The sequence below is a fragment of the Methylorubrum podarium genome (assembly GCF_022179745.1).
Taxonomy (GTDB): Bacteria; Pseudomonadota; Alphaproteobacteria; order Rhizobiales; family Beijerinckiaceae; genus Methylobacterium; species Methylobacterium podarium.
Genome location: NZ_BPRD01000182.1, coordinates 1 through 16,857, shown reverse-complemented (window position 1 = coordinate 16,857; position 16,857 = coordinate 1). Strand labels below are relative to the sequence as shown.

General features: G+C 70.4%; 21 protein-coding genes. 8 read left to right on the top strand and 13 right to left on the bottom strand.

What is annotated here, in order from left to right; translation table 11 throughout:
• Window positions 1-116 precede the first annotated feature (116 nt).
• The 7 genes from MFF42_RS09785 to MFF42_RS09755 form a co-directional block, all read right to left on the bottom strand.
• Window positions 117-536, bottom strand: coding sequence for a hypothetical protein (locus MFF42_RS09785; protein ID WP_238255566.1), 420 nt, complete (start codon window positions 534-536; stop codon window positions 117-119).
• Between the two features lie 120 nt (window positions 537-656).
• Complete coding sequence (locus tag MFF42_RS09780) at window positions 657-1,151, bottom strand: MerR family transcriptional regulator (RefSeq protein ID WP_238255585.1); 495 nt, start codon at window positions 1,149-1,151, stop codon at window positions 657-659.
• 77 nt (window positions 1,152-1,228) lie between these two features.
• On the bottom strand, window positions 1,229-1,555 hold the full coding sequence (locus MFF42_RS09775; protein ID WP_238255565.1) for an integration host factor subunit alpha: 327 nt from the start codon (window positions 1,553-1,555) through the stop codon (window positions 1,229-1,231).
• 208 nt (window positions 1,556-1,763) lie between these two features.
• Complete coding sequence (locus tag MFF42_RS09770) at window positions 1,764-2,756, bottom strand: beta-ketoacyl-ACP synthase III (protein ID WP_238255564.1); 993 nt, start codon at window positions 2,754-2,756, stop codon at window positions 1,764-1,766.
• Window positions 2,757-2,772: 16 nt separating this feature from the next.
• The gene (gene plsX, locus MFF42_RS09765; RefSeq protein WP_238255563.1) at window positions 2,773-3,843 is read right to left on the bottom strand and encodes a phosphate acyltransferase PlsX; all 1,071 of its coding nucleotides are present in this window, start codon (window positions 3,841-3,843) and stop codon (window positions 2,773-2,775) included.
• 167 nt (window positions 3,844-4,010) lie between these two features.
• A complete protein-coding gene (locus MFF42_RS09760) occupies window positions 4,011-4,529 on the bottom strand; it encodes a YceD family protein (protein WP_238255562.1) in 519 nt (172 codons plus the stop codon).
• Complete coding sequence (locus MFF42_RS09755; RefSeq protein ID WP_238255561.1) at window positions 4,526-5,086, bottom strand: ubiquinol-cytochrome C chaperone family protein; 561 nt, start codon at window positions 5,084-5,086, stop codon at window positions 4,526-4,528. The genes MFF42_RS09760 and MFF42_RS09755 overlap by 4 nt, the downstream gene beginning before the upstream one ends.
• A gap of 158 nt (window positions 5,087-5,244) precedes the next feature.
• Between MFF42_RS09755 and MFF42_RS09750 the strand changes: the two genes are divergently transcribed.
• Window positions 5,245-5,742: an outer membrane protein assembly factor BamE gene (locus tag MFF42_RS09750; RefSeq protein WP_238255560.1), complete on the top strand. Its 498-nt coding sequence runs from the start codon at window positions 5,245-5,247 to the stop codon at window positions 5,740-5,742.
• On the opposite strand, the gene MFF42_RS09745 is transcribed toward MFF42_RS09750, so the two are convergent.
• From MFF42_RS09745 to MFF42_RS09730, 4 genes are all read right to left on the bottom strand, one after another.
• Window positions 5,736-6,485, bottom strand: a complete 750-nt coding sequence (locus MFF42_RS09745) for an HAD hydrolase-like protein (protein ID WP_373875169.1) — start codon at window positions 6,483-6,485, stop codon at window positions 5,736-5,738. The two genes, MFF42_RS09750 and MFF42_RS09745, sit on opposite strands and share 7 nt — an antisense overlap.
• A 26-nt stretch (window positions 6,486-6,511) precedes the next feature.
• A complete protein-coding gene (locus MFF42_RS09740) occupies window positions 6,512-7,600 on the bottom strand; it encodes an alkene reductase (protein ID WP_238255558.1) in 1,089 nt (362 codons plus the stop codon).
• Window positions 7,601-7,755: 155 nt separating this feature from the next.
• Entirely contained in the window at window positions 7,756-8,268 is a 513-nt protein-coding gene (locus tag MFF42_RS09735) for a GNAT family N-acetyltransferase (protein WP_238255557.1), read from the bottom strand.
• Window positions 8,265-9,908, bottom strand: a complete 1,644-nt coding sequence (locus MFF42_RS09730; protein WP_238255556.1) for a glucan biosynthesis protein G — start codon at window positions 9,906-9,908, stop codon at window positions 8,265-8,267. Before MFF42_RS09730 ends, MFF42_RS09735 begins: the two co-directional genes overlap by 4 nt.
• 671 nt (window positions 9,909-10,579) lie before the next feature.
• Here MFF42_RS09730 and MFF42_RS09725 point away from each other — a divergent pair.
• Both MFF42_RS09725 and MFF42_RS09720 read left to right on the top strand, forming a co-directional pair.
• Window positions 10,580-11,746 (top strand): type III PLP-dependent enzyme, encoded by a 1,167-nt coding sequence (locus MFF42_RS09725; protein ID WP_238255555.1) that lies wholly within the window; start codon window positions 10,580-10,582, stop codon window positions 11,744-11,746.
• Between the two features lie 176 nt (window positions 11,747-11,922).
• Window positions 11,923-12,480: a GNAT family N-acetyltransferase gene (locus MFF42_RS09720; protein WP_238255553.1), complete on the top strand. Its 558-nt coding sequence runs from the start codon at window positions 11,923-11,925 to the stop codon at window positions 12,478-12,480.
• 44 nt (window positions 12,481-12,524) lie between these two features.
• On the opposite strand, the gene MFF42_RS09715 is transcribed toward MFF42_RS09720, so the two are convergent.
• Window positions 12,525-12,959 (bottom strand): CBS domain-containing protein, encoded by a 435-nt coding sequence (locus MFF42_RS09715; RefSeq protein WP_238255552.1) that lies wholly within the window; start codon window positions 12,957-12,959, stop codon window positions 12,525-12,527.
• 152 nt (window positions 12,960-13,111) lie between these two features.
• Window positions 13,112-13,312 carry a hypothetical protein gene (locus tag MFF42_RS09710; RefSeq protein ID WP_238255551.1) on the bottom strand — a complete coding sequence of 67 codons (201 nt, stop codon included), beginning with the start codon at window positions 13,310-13,312 and terminating at the stop codon, window positions 13,112-13,114.
• A 274-nt stretch (window positions 13,313-13,586) separates the two neighbouring features.
• On the opposite strand from MFF42_RS09710, the gene MFF42_RS09705 reads away from it, so the two are divergent.
• The 5 genes from MFF42_RS09705 to MFF42_RS09685 all read left to right on the top strand — a co-directional run.
• Window positions 13,587-15,035, top strand: a complete 1,449-nt coding sequence (locus tag MFF42_RS09705) for a homospermidine synthase (protein ID WP_238255549.1) — start codon at window positions 13,587-13,589, stop codon at window positions 15,033-15,035.
• Between the two features lie 89 nt (window positions 15,036-15,124).
• Window positions 15,125-15,685: a Uma2 family endonuclease gene (locus tag MFF42_RS09700; protein WP_238255548.1), complete on the top strand. Its 561-nt coding sequence runs from the start codon at window positions 15,125-15,127 to the stop codon at window positions 15,683-15,685.
• 71 nt (window positions 15,686-15,756) lie between these two features.
• On the top strand, window positions 15,757-16,323 hold the full coding sequence (locus tag MFF42_RS09695; RefSeq protein WP_238255547.1) for a Uma2 family endonuclease: 567 nt from the start codon (window positions 15,757-15,759) through the stop codon (window positions 16,321-16,323).
• Between the two features lie 25 nt (window positions 16,324-16,348).
• A complete protein-coding gene (locus MFF42_RS09690) occupies window positions 16,349-16,690 on the top strand; it encodes a hypothetical protein (RefSeq protein ID WP_141951228.1) in 342 nt (113 codons plus the stop codon).
• Window positions 16,691-16,696: 6 nt separating this feature from the next.
• On the top strand, window positions 16,697-16,857 hold a 161-nt coding region (locus tag MFF42_RS09685), incomplete at its 3' end, for a DUF1206 domain-containing protein (protein WP_238255584.1).

Below are 16,857 nucleotides of genomic sequence, written 5' to 3'. Positions count from 1 at the left end.
CGATCCGGCCTCGGCGCCGCAGGGCGCAAACGAGGATGTGGGGAGATCGAAGGTCCGCGTCGAGGCTTGCCGCGTCGAATCTTGCCGCTTCGAATCCTGCCGGACGCGGCGCGCGCTCAGTGCTGCAGCGCAGCGGCCACCGTCCCGGCCACGCGGGCGATCTGCGCCTCGTCGAGATGGCCCGCCAGCGCCTGGGTCAGCGCCTTCTCGACGCGCTCGCGCTCGCCGAGATCGGCGAAGGGCGCGGGCGGGATGTCCCCGTCGGCGAGGTCGCAGACGCGGCGGATGGTGTCGGCGGCCTTGAGCAGGGTCTCCCGGTCGGCCGGTCCCATATCCCAGAGCGGCGCCCGCAGCCGGCTGATGACCCGCCGCGCGTCGCGGTACTCCCGATCGACCGTGGTCGAGGCCTCGATCTGGCTGACGAGGAACATCAATTCCAGAACCTCGTTGGCGGCTTCCGGGCAAGCGCGCACGATCCGCATGACGCGGGCGATGAGTTCCTGGGTCGGAGACATCCGGGGGCGAGGGGCAGCCATGGCGCCTCAACGCCGATCCGCCGGTAAAGTTCAGCTCACATCGGCGCGCGCTACCGCCGCAGCCAGCGGAAATCCGCAAGGCCAGTCAATGCCTTGCGCACAAGCGAGTTGCGACCGGCCTCAGGCAGCCTCGTTGTTCGCCTCGTGATCCGCCTCATCGAGGCCCGCGAGCAGGGCGCGGCAGGCGCGCAATTCGGCGAGCGCCCCCTCCAGGGCCCGGCGATCCGCCGCGGCGGCCTCGACGCTCTCCTCGTCCCGGTCGGCCCCGGTCGGCGCGCCGACCTCCACCTCGCCGCGGCCGAGCGCCTGGACGAAGCGCACGCCGTTCTCCTTGAGGACGCGCTGCGCCCCGCGGATCGTGTAGCCCTGCCCGTGCAGCAGCCGGCGCACGCCCTTGAGCAGATCGACGTCGTCGGGCCGGTAATAGCGCCGGCCGCCCGCCCGCTTCATCGGCTTGATCTGGCTGAACCGGCTCTCCCAGAAGCGCAGGACGTGCTGAGGCACCCCGAGTTCCTCGGACACTTCCGTGATGGTGCGGAAGGCGCCGGGGCTCTTCTCGCCGCGCTCCTCATCGGCGGGTGATTCGAGGGTCGGGGATTCCAGCGGCAGTCCCATCGCTCGTCCCATCGGCTGTCCCATGGCAGCGCCTCAAACCGATCTGTGCCGGAGCGGACCGGGACGGCCCGGCCGGATCACTCGTCCTCGTCCGCGTCGAGCCCGTTGACGTGGCCGCCGTTGATGCGCGCCTTGAGCACGTTCGACGGCTTGAACACCATGACCTGCCGCGGCTCGATCTCGACCTCGACACCGGTCTTCGGATTGCGGCCGATGCGCTTGCCCTTCGAGCGCACGACGAAGGAGCCGAACGAGGACAGCTTCACCGTCTCGCCCGCGGACAGGCAGTTGCAGATCTCGCCGAGCACGGTCTCGACCAGGGCGGCCGATTCGGCCCGCGACAGGCCGACCTGCTGGTAAACGGCCTCGCTCAAATCGGCGCGTGTGACCGTCTTGCCTGCCATGCGCTCCCCCTTCGGCCGAGTTTTTGGCATCCGCGCCGCTGCTTCAGGACGCACGGACCCCGTCTCCGCTCACATGCCGGGCGAGGCCCCGAAACAGGATCCCGCCGTGTATCTCTATGATCGAACACGCTAATCGGCAGAGGGACGACGGTCAACAGAACCTTGCGGTTGACAGAATATCGGAGCCGGCCGCGAAGGCCGCTTCGGCCTACCAGCGGATCAGCGCGGCGCCCCAGGTGAAGCCGCCGCCGATCGCCTCGATCATCACGAGATCGCCCTCGCGGATGCGCCCGTCGCGGCGGGCGGCGTCGAGCGCCAGGGGGATCGAGGCGGCCGAGGTGTTGCCGTGGCGATCGACGGTGAGCACCACCTTCTCCCGGGCGATGCCGAGCTTGTCGGCGGACGCCTCGATGATCCGGCGGTTGGCCTGATGCGGCACGAACCACGCGAGGTCGTCGGCGGTGGTGCCCGAGGCGCGGAACGCCTCCTCGATCACGTCGGTCACCGAGCCGACGGCGAAGCGGAACACCTCGCGGCCCTCCATGCGCAGCTTGCCGGTGGTGCCGGTCGAGCCGGGGCCGCCATCGACGTAGAGCTTGGCGCGGTGGCGCCCGTCCGAGCGCAGGCAGCTCGACAGCACGCCGCGGTCGGCGCGCGTTCCTATGTCTTTGCCTTCGCCCTCGCGGGCCTCCAGCACGATGGCGCCCGCGCCGTCGCCGAACAGGACGCAGGTGGTGCGGTCCTCCCAGTCGAGCAGCCGCGAAAAGGTCTCGGCGCCGACCACCAGGGCGCGCTTGGCGCCGCCCGTGGTCAGGAAGCGGTCGGCGGTCGCCACCGCGTAGACGAAGCCGGCGCAGACCGCCTGGAGGTCGAAGGCGAAGCCGCCCTCGATCCCGAGCGCCGCCTGGATCTGGGTCGCGGTGGAGGGGAAGGTGTGGTCGGGCGTCGAGGTCGCGCAGATCACGAGGTCGATGTCGGCCGGCGAGAGCCCGGCCTCGTCGAGCGCCGCGAGCGCCGCGCGGGTCCCGAGGACGGAGGTGGTCTCGTCCGGCCGCGCGATGTGGCGCTGGCGGATGCCGGTGCGCTGGACGATCCACTCGTCGGAGGTCTCGATCCCGCGCTCGGCGAGGTTCGTGTTCGTGACGACGGTGTCGGGCAGGTACGCCCCGCAGCCGACCACGACGGAGCGCCGATGCGCCATCAGATCCGTCCTTTTCTCACTTCTGTGCCAGGCTCGCATCGAGCCCGGAATCCATGCCGGCGGCGATGGCCGGCGTCTGTTCCAGCATGTCGCGGATCGTGCGCATCAGGTCGTAGCGCGCCATGTCGTAGGCAAGATCGACCGCCGCCGCGAATCCTTGCGCGTTCTCCGAGCCGTGGCTCTTGATGACGATGCCCTCCAGCCCGAGGAACACGCCGCCATTGGCCCGGCTCGGGTTCATCTTCTCGCGCAGGGCCGCGAAGGCCTGGCGGGCGAAGAGGTAGCCGATCTTGGCCGAGAGCGTCCGCCCCATCGCCGCCTTGAGGTAGGAGGCGATCTGCTTGGCGGTGCCTTCCGCCGTCTTGAGGGCGATGTTGCCGGTAAAACCCTCCGTCACCACCACGTCGGTGGTGCCGCGGCCGAGATCGGTGCCCTCGACGAAGCCGTGATAGGCGAAGTTGGCCGGCTCCGACTCGCGCAGGAGGCGGGCGGCCTCCTTCACGGCCTCGTTGCCCTTCATCTCCTCGGTGCCGACATTGAGGAGGCCCACCGTCGGCCGCTCGACGTCGAGGACGATCCGGGCCATGGCCGAGCCCATCACCGCCATCTCGACCAGATGCTCGGCATCCGTGCCGATGGTGGCGCCGACATCGAGCACCACGCTCTCGCCGCGCACCGTCGGCCACAGGCAGGCGATGGCCGGGCGCTCGATGCCGGCCATGGTCTTCAGGCAGATCTTCGACATCGCCATCAGCGCGCCGGTATTGCCGGCCGAGACCGCGGCCTGGGCCTCGCCGTCGCGCACGGCCTGGATTGCCCGCCACATCGAGGACTTGCCCCGGCCCTGGCGCACCGCCTGGCTCGGCTTGTCGTCCATGGCGATGGAGACGGTGGTGTGGCGGATCTCGACGGCGCCCTTCAGCCGCGGCTCGGCCTCGACGAGGGGGCGCACCACCGCCTCGTCGCCGAACAGGATGAAGTGAAGCTCGGGGTGCCGCTCGCGGGCGATGGCCGCACCGGGCACGACGGTCGTGGGGCCATGATCGCCGCCCATGGCGTCGAGCGAGATGCAAACGCGGTTCGACATGGTTCCTTTGGGAGGCCGCGGGAAGAGCCGGCGGGCAGCGAGCGTGAAGGGGCGTCACGGGCCCCGGAATCGGCGGCGCAAAATAGCGGCAGAGCCCCGCCGGGCAAACAAAAACTCAACCCTTTCTCGCGCGGGCTCCCGTCGGAGGGCGGATCACGCCTTGTGGATCACGCCTTGTCCTGGCCGAGCTTGTCCCGCAGCGCGGCGAGGTCGGAGAACGGCAGCGGCTCCTCGCCGACCGTGACGGGCTCGAAGGCGACGCCGGGCTTGCGCGGATAGGGATCGAGGCCGAGCGCCAGGAACTCCGCGGTCAGCACGCCGAAATCGACGCGCCCGTTCACGATCGGATCGGGCAGGTCGACCTCCTCCGCCTCGGTGCCCTCGAGGATGTCGGCATTGGTGAACTCGACCTCGACGGGCTCGGAGATCTTCGCCTCGAACGGCTCCAGCGTCACCGTGCAGACCTGGGTCACGACCGCCTCGACCCGCCCATCCGCGCGCAGCCGCGTCAGCGAGCCGCTCAGGGCGAAGCGGCCGACGAGGTCGCGGATGGCGGGGATCTTGAAGTCGCGGGCGAGCGCCTCGCACTCGGCCGGGCTCGCCTCGACGACGATCTCGGCGCGGTCCTTGGGCAGGCGCTCGACGTTGACGGAGCGGGAGAGCGGCCCGGCGGGCTTCGGCGTCATCGATGGTCTCCTGACTCGTCGGCCGCACCGGTCGGCTCGGGGAAGCGCGGCCCCTCCGCCAGCAGGCCATCGAGATCCTGCGCCGCCAGGTCGGAAGCGGCGGCCTCGACGTAGGCGGCGAGCGGACCGGCCGCCGCGGCGTCGGCGCCGTCGAGCACGTTGCGGGCGAGCGCGGCGGCGAGCCCCGCGCGGTCCCCCGCATCGAGCGCCGCGCCGTAGGACCCGGCCCTGGCGTAGAACGAGGCGCCGAGCTTCTTGATGCGCTTGGGCACGCCCATGTCGCCGATGCCGAGTTCGCGCAGCGAGGCATCGAGCTGCATGAAGACGGAATCGACCAGATCCTGCGCCACGTCCGCGGCCGGCGGCGGCAACTGGCCGAGGCGGCGCAGCACGAGGATGACGTGCAGGCTCAGCGCCTCGAACCGTCCCTCGACGGTGTCGGGCACGCCGAGCACGGTGTAGAGGCCGGGCCGGCGCGCGGCCTCGCCGATCCGCTGGTGCAGCGTCCGGATCGTCTCGCGCCGTCGGCCGGCGCGGCGGAAAAGCCCCGCTATCATGCGATCCACCGGATCGGACGGCGCTGTGGCCGAGCTTGCCTTGTCAAAGCCATAACCCCGCGGTACGGCAACCGCGGACCAGGGTGCAAGTCCGAAGACGCGCGCGTTCCAAGCGCGCCGCGGATGACGGCCCTTTTGGCAGAAAATCAGGGGGGCCGATGTCGCGCCGTCTCGTCTCGTCGCTTGCCCGCGCGGCCGTTCTCGGCTCCGTCGCGATCGGCGTATCAGGCTGCATCGGCGAGGAGATCCGCCACGGTTATCAGATCGATCAGGCGGCCCTGGCCACGGTGAAACCGGGCATGAGCGCCGAGCAGGTGCTGCAGATCCTCGGCACGCCGTCCACCGTCTCCACGGTCGGCAACAAGTCCTGGTACTACATCAGCCAGAACACCCGCCGCACGGTGATGTTCCTCGGCGAGCAGGTCGAGGACCAGAAGGTCACGGCGGTCTACTTCAATGCCGGCATGAAGGTGGAGCGCGTCGCGCTCTACGGCCTGCAGGACGGACGCGTCTTCGACTTCATCGAGCGCACGACCCCGTCCAGCGGCGCCGACCGCGCCTTCCTCAGCCAGCTCTTCCGCGGCCTGACCCGCTACGAGCCGTTCGGCAGCGGCGCCGGCGCCTCGGTCGTCCCCGGCGCCCGCGCGGGTCAGTAACAGCGCCCGGCCGGGTCCGCGAGGGCCCGCACCACCGCGCCGGGCTCGGCGAACAGGTGGGCCGGCCCCGTGTCGGCCAGGGCCTCGGGGCTGTTGTAGCCCCAGGCCACCGCGGCGAAGGCGCAACCCGCCTGCCCCGCCGCCTCCGCGTCGCGGATCTCGTCGCCCACCGCCAGCATCGCGGCGGGTTCGACGCCCGCTTGCCGCGCGACCGCCCGCAGGTGACGTGCCTTGCCGAAGAGCGAGGCGCCGCACTCGCAGTGGCGGATCAGCCCCGCCGACGCGCCGAGCGCCCGGCGGACATTCGCCTCGCCGTTCGAGCTGACCACGGCGAGCCGAAATCCCGCGGCATCGAGGCCCGCCAGCATCTCCGGCACGCCGGCAAACAGCCGCACCTGCCCCGCGTCGCGGGTCGCCAGCCCGCGCATGTGGCGGGCGATCAGCGGCACCTTCCAGGCGGGAATGCCGAGATCCGCCAAGATCGCCCGGGCGCTCAGCGCGCGCAGCCGCCCGGTCTCGTCCGCCTCGACCCGGCGGAAGCGGTAGCGCGCGGCCACGTCGTTGAGGTTGGCGCAGAACCACGGGAAGGTGTCGGCCAGCGTTCCGTCGAAGTCGAAGGCGACGAGGCGGTAGGGAACGGCCTCCGGCGTCGTGGCACTCGGCGTGACGGCACTCACGGACTCGGCTCCCCGGACGGACGAAGGCGGCCCCGCTTCCGCGAGGCCGCCTCCCGTGACGATCATGCGCGCGGCCCGAGGACCGCTTCGGGTTACGCCGCCTTCTGCGACAGCGTCGGATAATCGACGTAGCCTTCCGGACCCTGGCTGTACCAGGTCTTCATGTCGTCCTTGGCGAGCGGCAGGCCCTGGGCGATGCGCTCGACCAGATCGGGGTTGGCGATGTAGGGCCGGCCGAAGGCGATGGCGTCGGCCTCGCCCGAGGCGACCGCCTGCTCGGCGCGCGCGGCATCGTAGTCGCAGTTGAGGATGACCGGACCGCCGAAGCGCTCCTTGATCACGGGGGCCACTGGCGGCACGGTCGCCTTGCCGAAGGTGCCGTCCGGACCCGGCTCGCGCATCTCGATGAAGGCGAGGCCGACCCGCTCCATCATCTCGGCGGCGAGCCCGAAGACCTCGTGCGGGTTGGAATCGTCCACGCCCTGGATCGGGCCGTTCGGCGAGAAGCGGATGCCGGTGCGGTCCGCGCCGACCACGCCGGCCACCGCCTGCGCGACCTTGGTCACCAGCCGCACCCGGTTCTCGACCGAGCCGCCGTAGCGGTCGCTGCGTTTGTTGCTGCCGTCGCGGATGAACTCGTCGAGCAGGTAGCCGTTCGCCGCGTGGATCTGCACGCCGTCGAAGCCCGCCGCGACGGCGTTCCTCGCCGCCCGCTCGTAATCGGCGATGAGGCGCGGGATCTCGTCCTCGCGCAGCGCCCGGGCCTGGCTGTAGGGCTTCTTGCCCGAATAGGTGTGCGCCTGGTCCGGCGCCGTGGCGACCGAGGGGGCGACCGGCGGCTCGCCGCCGAGGAAGTCTGAATGGACGAGATAGCCCATGTGCCAGAGCTGGCAGACGATGCGCCCGCCCGCCTCGTGCACGGCCTTCACCACCGGCTTCCAGGCCTCGGTCTGCTCGTCGGACCAGATGCCCGGCGCGTAGGGCCAGCCGAGTCCTTCCTGGCTGATGCCGGTGGCCTCGGAGATGATGAGGCCGGCCCCGGCGCGCTGGGCGTAATACTCGCCCATCAGCGGCGTCGGGACATGGGTCCGCGTGCCGCGGGCGCGGGTCAGCGGGGCCATGAGGATGCGGTTCGGCAGCTTCAGCGCGCCGAGCGTGATCGGGTCGAACAGTGAGGGCATTCGAGACTCTGTCTGGAGGGGGCGGCTCTCGGGAGCGCCGTGCGATGAGCGCGAGAGCGGCCTTCGGGTGGGCTGAACCTTGTATCCGGCCCTCCGGTTCGCCAGTGCGCTGGCGCACCTGCGCTGCGGTGCACAAGCCACGGTGACGCCGCGCGTCAGCCCCCGGTCAGCGTCTTCTCGTAGCAGCCCGCCTCCATGCCGTCCTCGTAGTAGTCCGGCTTCGTCCCGGTCCGCGCATAGCCGCCCCGCTCGTAGAGCCGGATGCCGCTGCCGTTGTCGGCCCGCACCTCGAGGCGCAGCCGCTCGCAGCCATGGGCGCGGGCATCGGCCTCCGCCGCCTCGAGCAGCCGGCGGCCGAGCCCGAGGCCGGTTCGGGCGGGGGCGACGGCGAGCGAGGAGAGCCGGGCGACGCGGCTGGTGCGCCGCCGCTCCATGGTGGCCGCGCCGACGAGGATTTCGGCCTCGCCGCCCTCCGCCCGCTCCCGGATGATCGCGACGAGAAGGGTCATGCTGGCCGAGCGGATCGCGTGGCGGATCGCCCGCCGCTCGGCCCGGTCGGTGGCGAAGGCGGCGTGTTCGAGCGCCACCAGCGCGTCGAGGTCGGCGAGGCAGGCCGGCCGGATCTCCACGGGCAGGCGAGCGGCGGCGCGCCCGGTCCGGGTGCTCACGCCGCGCTCCAGGGATAGGACCACGTCTCGGTCAGGGCCTGATCGTCCTTCTTCAGATAGACCCGCAATTCGGTGGTGCCCGGCCCGTCGAGGCGGACGTCGAGGGCGACGCGGAAGCCGCCGATATGGGGATTGGGCACGATCGAGGTCGCGACGATGCGGCCGAGGCTCGCGCCCGCGACGATCTCGGGCGGCGCCTCGCCGGGAATCCGGCCCAAGCCCCCGCCGCCGAAATCGATCAGGAAGCGCCGGCTGCGCAGGAGGGCGGCATCCGCGGCCGCGTTGGCCTTGCGCGCCGCGCCGCTCGCGGCGGGCTCAGCGATGAAGGTGTTCACCACCTTGCCGTTCGGGTGGAGGTCCTCGCCCGTATGCGCGCGGATCGTGTAGGCGAGCCGCACCGGCTTTCCCGCCGGATAGGGCTGCCTCGGGCGCCAGAAGGCGACGATATTGTCGGCGGTCTCGTTGTCCGTCGGCAGTTCCATCAGCACGACGCTCCCCTCGCCCCAGGCCCCCTCGGGCTCGACGAAGTAGCCGGGGCGGCGCTCGTAGCCGGCTTCCAGATCCTGATAGCTGGCAAAGGCGCGGTCGCGCTGCATCAGCCCGAACCCCTTCGGATCGCGGTCGAGGAAGGTCGAGATCCGCCGGCTCTGCGGGTTGTCGAGCGGTCGCCACAGCCACTCGCCGGAGCCGGCGGCGATCTGCAGCCCGTCGGAATCGTGCAGTTCCGGCCGGTAGTCGTCGCTGTGGCCGCGGTCGGTCTCGCCGATGAAGAACATCGAGGTCAGCGGCGCGATTCCGACGGTGGCTAGGTCCCGCCGCGGCGTCAGCGTCGCACTCACCCGCACGCTCGTGTTCCGGCCCGGCTCGACCGTGAAACGGTAGGCGCCGACGACCGAGGGGCTGTCGAGCAGGGCGTGGATCGTCAGCGCCGTCGCGCCCTCGGGCGGAACCTCGACGAAGAAGGCGCGGAAGAAGGGAAACTCTTCCCCGTCGCCATCCGTGCCGATCGCGAGGCCGCGGGCGGAGAGGCCGTAGAGTTGGTCCTGGCCGAGGAAGCGGAAATAGCTCGCGCCGACGAAGACGATGAGTTCGTCGAGGCGGTCGGGGCGGTTGAGCGGCGCGTGGATCCGGATGCCGGCGAAGTTCAGGTCGCTCGGCAGCGTCCCCTCGATCCGCGTGCGGCCGAAATCGAACAGGGCCGGATCGTAGGCGATCGGCGTGCTGACCCCGTCGCGCACGAGATTCACCGCGACGGGCCTCGGATACAGGAAGCCCCGGTGGAACAGCTGGAGCCGGAACGGCCCGCCGGCCTCGCCGAGAAAGGCGCGCTCCTTCCGGAAGCGGATGTCGCGATAGGCGTCGTAATCGAGGTCTGCCAGCGGCGGCGGCAGCGGCGGGAAGCCTCCGTCGAAGGGCCGCGCCGCGAGCGCCTGCGCCCAGCGCTCGACGACACCGGGCTCGAAGGGAACAGGTTCGGCGAAGGACGGGATCCGGGCTCCCTCCTCGGCGGCGGCCGGCAGGGCCGCGGCGAGGCCGGCGCCGGCCAGGGCCGCCATCACGTCCCGGCGGGAGGGTGCGCCCGCCGACGGCGTCGGCGCGGGGCGGCTTTCTTCGGGGTGATGGCCTCTGGCGCGGATCATGATCCCATTCCGAAATGCCACGGTTCAATGGCCGCTTCGGTCGGGCTTGGGAAGGGGTCGTCCGGACCCGTGCAGGGGGATGGTGCGTCTTTCGCGCCACAATCCCGCCCGGCCGCCCTCGATCCCCGAAATCCAGAGCGGAATCGGCCTTTTTCCCTTGTCGCCGGGAGCCCTCCGCCGTATATCGCCCCTGCCCAATTTCGCACGTGCCTGTGGCCGCGTGTCGGTTGGTGGGCATCCGGTCAACTGCCGGACAGCCGCCAGGGGTCTTAAAGGATCGATGGTCGCAAGGGTGGATCCCTACGGCCGGCATCCGGGTGGCGACACCAGACTCCAACAACAACCGGCAGCCGGAGGCGAAACCGGCGAACCCCGCTCTCCACGGGGGACGCAGCTTAAAGCAACGACGAACGGGCTTTTTTGGTCTCGTCGGCTCCTCCAAAGGCCGACACCGAAGAGGCTTGTTTTTCCTTGCCCGGCGTGCGGTTGGGGTTCCCCCATCCAATCCACGGCAGCTTCCGGGTGCTCTGCGCCTGTTGCCATCCGCGCGTCTCCAAAGCGCACGGATGACGCGACGCATCGCCCCCTGACGCCGACGGCTCGTGTCCGGGCCGTCCCGATTCGATCTCGCGCCCGACGATGGCGCCTCGAACCTGTGGTGGGGACGACCAATGACCGATCGCATCCGCGATTACCTGCGCGCGCGCCGTGATCTCGGCCGGGACGAGGGTCCGGTGATGGTGCTCGACCTCGAGGTCGTGCGCGACAACTACACCGCCTTCGCCCGCGCGCTGCCCGACACCCGCGTGTTCTACGCCGTGAAGGCGAACCCGGCCCCGGAAGTGCTGCGCCTGCTCGCCGAGATGGGCTCCTGCTTCGACACCGCCTCGGTGGCCGAGATCGAGATGGCGCTCGCTGCCGGCGCCACCGCCGACCGCGTCTCCTTCGGCAACACCATCAAGAAGGAGCGCGACGTCGTCCGCGCGCTCAAGCTCGGCATCCGCCTCTTCGCCGTCGATTGCCAGGCCGAGGTCGAGAAGATTCTTTCCGCGACGACGCAGGCCGAGGTCGCGGCCGCCGACGTTCAGGTCTTCTGCCGCATCCTGTGCGACGGTGCGGGCGCGGATTGGCCCCTTTCGAGAAAATTCGGCTGCGAGCCGGAGATGGCGGTGAACGTGCTGGAGCACGCCCACCGGCACGGCCTGCACGCCTACGGCGTCTCCTTCCACGTCGGCTCGCAGCAGGCCAACACCGAGGCCTGGGACGGGGCGCTCGCCTCGGCCTCCGAGATCTTCCGCGAATGCGCCCTGCGCGGCATCGGCCTGTCGATGGTCAATCTCGGCGGCGGCTTCCCCACCAAGTACCTCAAGCAGGTGCCGGGCGTGGAATCCTACGGCGACGCGATCTTCCGCGCGCTGACCAAGCATTTCGGCAACCGGATCCCGGAGACGATCATCGAGCCGGGCCGCGGCATGGTCGGCAATGCCGGGATGATCGAGGCCGAGGTCGTTCTCGTCTCCAAGAAGTCGGAGGCCGAGGACGAGGTGCGCTGGGTCTATCTCGACATCGGCAAGTTCGGCGGGCTGGCCGAGACCATGGACGAGTCGATCCGGTACGCGATCAAGACCGACCACGACGAGGACCGCATGAGCCCCTGCGTCGTCGCCGGCCCGACCTGCGACTCGGTCGACGTGCTCTACGAGAAGAACCGCTACCCGCTGCCGGTCTCCCTCTCGATCGGCGACAAGGTGTGGATCGAGGGCGCGGGCGCCTACACCACGACCTACGCCGCGGTGGCCTTCAACGGCTTCCCGCCGCTCGAGCAGATCGTGATCTGATCCGCGCGGGGCCCCGCACTCGGCTGCGGGGCCGGTCAGGCTTCGTTCACGCCTTTCCCTTCAGAAGAGCCGCGCGCCTCACGAGGCGCGCCCGTCGATGTGTCCCGGACGGCCCGCTTCCCGCGGGTGCGAGGGCTGTTTCTTCCCGCTTGTCAGCGACCTGGGAGGGTACGGCCGTGATCCAGATCCGCGATGAGATCGCCTCGGACGTCGCAGCCCGCGAGCACCTGCTCGACGCCTGCTTCGGTCCGGGCCGCTTCCTGAAGACATCGCAGCGCCTGCGCGAGGGCCGCCGTCCCGCGCGCGGCCTCGCCCTCTCCGCCGTGCGGGACGAAAAGCTCGTCGGCACCGTGCGGCTGTGGGATGTCGAGACCGGCTGCGGCCGTCCGGCCCTCCTGCTCGGCCCGCTCGCGGTCGATCCCGCCCTGCAGGGCGCCGGCCTCGGTGCCATGCTGATGCGCACCGCGCTGGTCCGCGCCGCCGAACTCGGCAACGGGGCCGTGCTGCTGGTCGGTGACGCGCCCTATTATGCCCGCTTCGGCTTTGCGCAGGCGAAGGCCGCCGACCTCTACATGCCCGGCCCGTTCGAGCGCGAGCGCTTCCTCGGCCTCGAACTCGCGGCCGGCGCGCTCGAAGGCGCCGCGGGCGTGCTGCGCGCGACGGGCGCGCTCGACACCCTGCCGGAGGTCGCCGCCGACATCGCCGCGGTCGCCGCGCGACGACGCGCCGCCTGATCCCACGGTGAGGGCGGCTCCGCCCGCCTCCCTCCGGACCGCCGTCAGGCCTCGACCGCCTCCTGCGCCTGCCGCGCCTCGCGGAAGCGCTGGTACATGAGGCGGTACTCGGTCGGGATGTCGCGCATCGAGATCATGCCGACCGCCCGGCCGTCCCGCATCACGGGGAGGTGGCGGAAATGGCCGTCGAGCATCGCCTGCAGCGCGTCGGCGAGGCCGTCACCAATTTCGACGGTCTTCGGATCCGGCGTCATCGCCGACCGCACCGGCGTCTCGGCCGGGTTTCGCCCGCGGGCGACGACGCGGGACACGACGTCCCGCTCGCTGATGATGCCGACGAGTTCGTCGCCGTCGAGAACCGCCAGCGCACCGACATGGTGGCCGTCGAGGCGGCGGCAGACCTCGAGGATGGTTTCGTGGCTGCCGACGGCGTGGAGAGGCCGGCCCTCGATGAGTTCACCGATGCTGCGGAAGATCATGGCTGCGCTCCGCCCCGGGGCGGTGTCCGCCCAGGTCTCTCCGGTCAACCCGAGAACGGCTCAGCCGGTTCGCGCCGTTGTCATAAAACTGTCATCACTTCTCGACGCCGCGGATCGCCGTCTCGAAACGAGCGGTCAGCGTCCCCGCGGCCTCAGCGATGATAGGGCCACGCCGCGGAGGAGAACGACAGCCGGCTCGCGCTCGCGTGGTAGGCGCGGGCGTGCCGGGCCGCGGCATGGACGGCGTGGCCGCTGTTGCGGACGAGGGCGCTCAGGAGCGTGATGATGCCCGGATCGCGGTCGAGCGACTCGACTTCCGGATGCAGGGTCGGGGCGGTGAGAACGGTCAGCATGGCTCAGATCCCTGTGCGTGATGGCGGCTGCTGGACGTCCCTCCTTTGTTGCATCGCAACATAAGCAGCTTCCTCAGCGCGCACCTCCGACGCGAACTCGCTTTAGCCATGCGATTCAGTCATGGCTAAGGCTCCGCTTCCTTCACAGTTCCGCAACATTCTCTTCAACCGACCGGTTGACCGGCAGGCGCCGAACCGTCATCCGCTCGTCATTTCCAGGCATCAAGCACGCCGCTCTCAACCGTAGAGCAGCCTCGACAAGGAGTGTCCGCGCATGTCCGATGGCCCGCAGAAGGATTGGCCGGTCCACGGCCGCATCACCGGCCCGATCGTCATGATCGGCTTCGGTTCGATCGGGCGGGGAACCCTTCCCCTGATCGAGCGGCATTTCACGTACGACAAGAGCCGCTTCACGGTCATCGACCCGTCCGACGCGCACAAGGATCTCGCCGACAAGCACGGCCTGCGGTTCGAGAAGGTCGCGCTGACGAAGGAGAACTACCGCGACGTCCTCACCCCGCTCCTCACCGAGGGCGGCGGCCAGGGCTTCTGCGTGAACCTGTCGGTCGACACCTCCTCGCGCGACATCCTCGAACTCTGCCGCGAACTCGGCGCGCTCTACATCGATACGGTGGCCGAGCCCTGGGCCGGCTTCTACTTCGACAAGGACCTGAGCCAGGCCGACCGCACCAACTACGCGCTGCGCGAGAACATCCTCGCCGCCCGCCGCGCCGCCCCCGGCGGCCCGACCGCGGTGTCGTGCTGCGGCGCCAATCCGGGCATGGTCTCGTGGTTCGTCAAGCAGGCGCTCCTCAACATCGCCAAGGATAGCGGCTCGACCACCCCCGAGCCGAAGAGCCGCGAGGAATGGGCCGCGCTGATGCGCGAACTCGGCGTCAAGGGCGTCCACATCGCCGAGCGCGACACCCAGCGCGCCAAGCATCCGAAGCCGATGGGCGTGTTCGTCAACACCTGGTCGGTCGAGGGCTTCGTCTCCGAGGGCAACCAGCCGGCCGAGCTCGGCTGGGGCACGCACGAGACCTGGAAGCCCGCCAACGCCGAGGGCCAGACCAAGGGCTCGCGCTGCGCGATCTTCCTGCTCCAGCCCGGCGCCGACACCCGCGTGCGCACCTGGGTGCCGACCGCGGGCGCGCAGTTCGGCTTCCTCGTGACCCACAACGAGGCGATCTCGATCTCGGACTACTACACGGTCCGCGAGGGCGACGAGGCGGTCTACCGCCCGACCTGCCACTACGCCTACCACCCGGCCAACGACGCCGTGCTCTCGCTGCACGAGATGTGGGGCAATGCCGGCAAGGTGCAGGAGCGTCAGCACATCCTCGACGAGAACGAGATCGTCGACGGCATCGACGAGCTCGGCGTCCTCCTCTACGGCCACAAGAAGAACGCCTACTGGTACGGCTCGCAGCTCTCCATCGAGGAGACCCGGCGCATCGCCCCCTACCAGAACGCCACCGGCCTTCAGGTGACCTCCGCCGTGCTCGCCGGCATGGTCTGGGCGCTGGAGAATCCGGAGGCCGGCATCGTCGAGGCCGACGAGATCGACTTCCGCCGCTGCCTGGACGTGCAGACGCCGTATCTCGGCCCGGTCGTGGGCGTCTACACCGACTGGACCCCGCTCACCGACCGTCCGGGCCTGTTCCCGGAGGACATCGACCCGAGCGACCCCTGGCAGTTCCGCAACGTGCTCGTGCACGGCTGAGTGCTTCTGCGCTGAAGGTCATTGGGGTCGCCCTGTTCGGGGCGGCCCTTTTTCGTTACGTTCCGGCCTTCGCACAGGAGGCTACGGCGATGGCTGTTCCGGCGCGCCGCGATACACGCATGCGGGTTGTCGAGTATCGGGATTGGGCCGCGACGCGGCCGGACGGCGAGCGCTGGGAATTGATCGAAGGCGTGCCGGTGCTGATGTCGCCTGCCAAGGGCCGGCATCAGCGCATCGTCATGAATATCGCCAAGCATCTCGACGACCTCGCCGAGCGCCGAGGCTGTGGTGCCTATCCGGGACTCGCGATCCTGAGCGAGGCCATGGATGACTACGCGCCCATCCCGGACGTGGTGGTGCAATGCGGCGAGCCGCCGGAAGACGGTTACACCAGCGATCCTTTGCTCGTCGTCGAGGTTCTCTCCCCCTCGACCCTCCTGCTCGACCGCGGACGCAAGACCGAGTTCTACCAGAGCATCCCCTCGCTCGCCGTGCTCCTGCTCGTGCATCAGGACGAGGCGCGGGTGGAGGTCTGGCGCCGTGCGCCGGACTGGACGGTCCAGCTCGCCGGCCCCGGCACGGTCATCGAGCTGCCCGAACTCGGCGGCACGCTGCCGGTCTCGAAGGTCTATGCGCGCCTCACCCTCTGATCCTGCACCGCAGAGCGCTTGCCTGCCGGACGGGCGATGCTAGCATCGGGCTCGTTCTCGGAGGTCCCTCGATGGCGCTCGCCCTTCGGCGCGACCCCGGCATGCGGGTCGCGGAGTATCAGGCCTGGGTCGCTCCCCTTCCCGACGAGGAACGCTGGGAGCTGATCGACGGCGAGCCGGTGCTGATGGCGCCGCAGAGCGAGCGGCACCAGCAGATCGTGGTGAGCCTGTGCCTTAGGCTCTCCGACATCGTCCGCGACCGCGGCTGCCGCGCCATTCCCGGCATCGCCGTGCTGAGCGAGGCCATGGACACCTTCGCGCCGATCCCCGACGTGGTGGTGCGCGGCGGCCCGATGCTGAAGGACGGCTATGCCCGCGACCCCGTCCTCGTGGCGGAGGTGCTCTCGCCCTCGACCATGAGCCGGGACCGCGGCCGCAAGACCGACTTCTATCGCAGCGTCGCCTCGCTCAAGGTTTTCCTGATCGTCTATCAGGACGAGCCGCGGGTAGAGGTCTGGCGGCGCGACGCCGACGGCTTCTGGGCGTTCGAGGCCCGGGACCTGAACGCCGCGATCGACCTGCCCGAACTCGGCGGCCGCTTGGCCGTTGCCGAGATCTACGACGACATCGCCTTCTAGACGACGAACCCGCGCGGGACCGGCCTTGCCCCATTTCGAAGACTACTACGCCAACAAGCTGCGCGGCTCGCTCGGAGTCACCGACGCGGAATCGGTGCTCGATCTGCGCGGGGCCAACCGCCCGACCGCGGAAGCCTCGCTGACCGACATGCTGGAGCGCAGCCGCTTCGCCAAGGGCAAGACCGTGGCGATCCGCCTCGATCCGCCGCCGGAGGGCGGGGGCGAGACCCTGTTCCAGCCGATCGGGCGCCAGCTCCTCGACGCCAAGCGCCGCGGCTGGATCGACCGGCTGCAGACGCTGCCCGCGGGCGACGGGCTCGGCTTCTACGTGGCGCTGGCCGGCAAGCCCGACCGCGAGCGCGACTGAACCGGGATGGCTTGGAGCCGGAACGACAACGCGCTGGAGCACCTCGCCCGCTTCGGCTACGGCGCCCGCGGCGTCGTCTACTGCGTCGTGGGGGCGCTCGCCGTGCTCGCCGCCTTCGGGCAAGGCGGCTCGGCCGGCGACAGCAAGAGCGCGATCCGCGCCGTGCT

What these genes read in the sequence shown, in the direction of transcription:
- MFF42_RS09725 (WP_238255555.1), top strand. Translation starts at nt 10,580, where the DNA reads ATGACCGATCGCATCCGCGATTACCTGCGCGCGCGCCGTGATCTCGGC.
- MFF42_RS09770 (WP_238255564.1), bottom strand. Translation starts at nt 2,756, where the DNA reads ATGGCGCATCGGCGCTCCGTCGTGGTCGGCTGCGGGGCGTACCTGCCC.
- MFF42_RS09705 (WP_238255549.1), top strand. Translation starts at nt 13,587, where the DNA reads ATGTCCGATGGCCCGCAGAAGGATTGGCCGGTCCACGGCCGCATCACC.
- MFF42_RS09780 (WP_238255585.1), bottom strand. Translation starts at nt 1,151, where the DNA reads ATGGGACTGCCGCTGGAATCCCCGACCCTCGAATCACCCGCCGATGAG.
- MFF42_RS09695 (WP_238255547.1), top strand. Translation starts at nt 15,757, where the DNA reads ATGGCGCTCGCCCTTCGGCGCGACCCCGGCATGCGGGTCGCGGAGTAT.
- MFF42_RS09715 (WP_238255552.1), bottom strand. Translation starts at nt 12,959, where the DNA reads ATGATCTTCCGCAGCATCGGTGAACTCATCGAGGGCCGGCCTCTCCAC.
- MFF42_RS09775 (WP_238255565.1), bottom strand. Translation starts at nt 1,555, where the DNA reads ATGGCAGGCAAGACGGTCACACGCGCCGATTTGAGCGAGGCCGTTTAC.
- MFF42_RS09730 (WP_238255556.1), bottom strand. Translation starts at nt 9,908, where the DNA reads ATGATCCGCGCCAGAGGCCATCACCCCGAAGAAAGCCGCCCCGCGCCG.
- MFF42_RS09740 (WP_238255558.1), bottom strand. Translation starts at nt 7,600, where the DNA reads ATGCCCTCACTGTTCGACCCGATCACGCTCGGCGCGCTGAAGCTGCCG.
- MFF42_RS09750 (WP_238255560.1), top strand. Translation starts at nt 5,245, where the DNA reads ATGTCGCGCCGTCTCGTCTCGTCGCTTGCCCGCGCGGCCGTTCTCGGC.
- MFF42_RS09785 (WP_238255566.1), bottom strand. Translation starts at nt 536, where the DNA reads ATGGCTGCCCCTCGCCCCCGGATGTCTCCGACCCAGGAACTCATCGCC.
- MFF42_RS09700 (WP_238255548.1), top strand. Translation starts at nt 15,125, where the DNA reads ATGGCTGTTCCGGCGCGCCGCGATACACGCATGCGGGTTGTCGAGTAT.
- plsX (WP_238255563.1), bottom strand. Translation starts at nt 3,843, where the DNA reads ATGTCGAACCGCGTTTGCATCTCGCTCGACGCCATGGGCGGCGATCAT.
- MFF42_RS09745 (WP_373875169.1), bottom strand. Translation starts at nt 6,485, where the DNA reads ATGATCGTCACGGGAGGCGGCCTCGCGGAAGCGGGGCCGCCTTCGTCC.
- MFF42_RS09755 (WP_238255561.1), bottom strand. Translation starts at nt 5,086, where the DNA reads ATGATAGCGGGGCTTTTCCGCCGCGCCGGCCGACGGCGCGAGACGATC.
- MFF42_RS09710 (WP_238255551.1), bottom strand. Translation starts at nt 13,312, where the DNA reads ATGCTGACCGTTCTCACCGCCCCGACCCTGCATCCGGAAGTCGAGTCG.
- MFF42_RS09760 (WP_238255562.1), bottom strand. Translation starts at nt 4,529, where the DNA reads ATGACGCCGAAGCCCGCCGGGCCGCTCTCCCGCTCCGTCAACGTCGAG.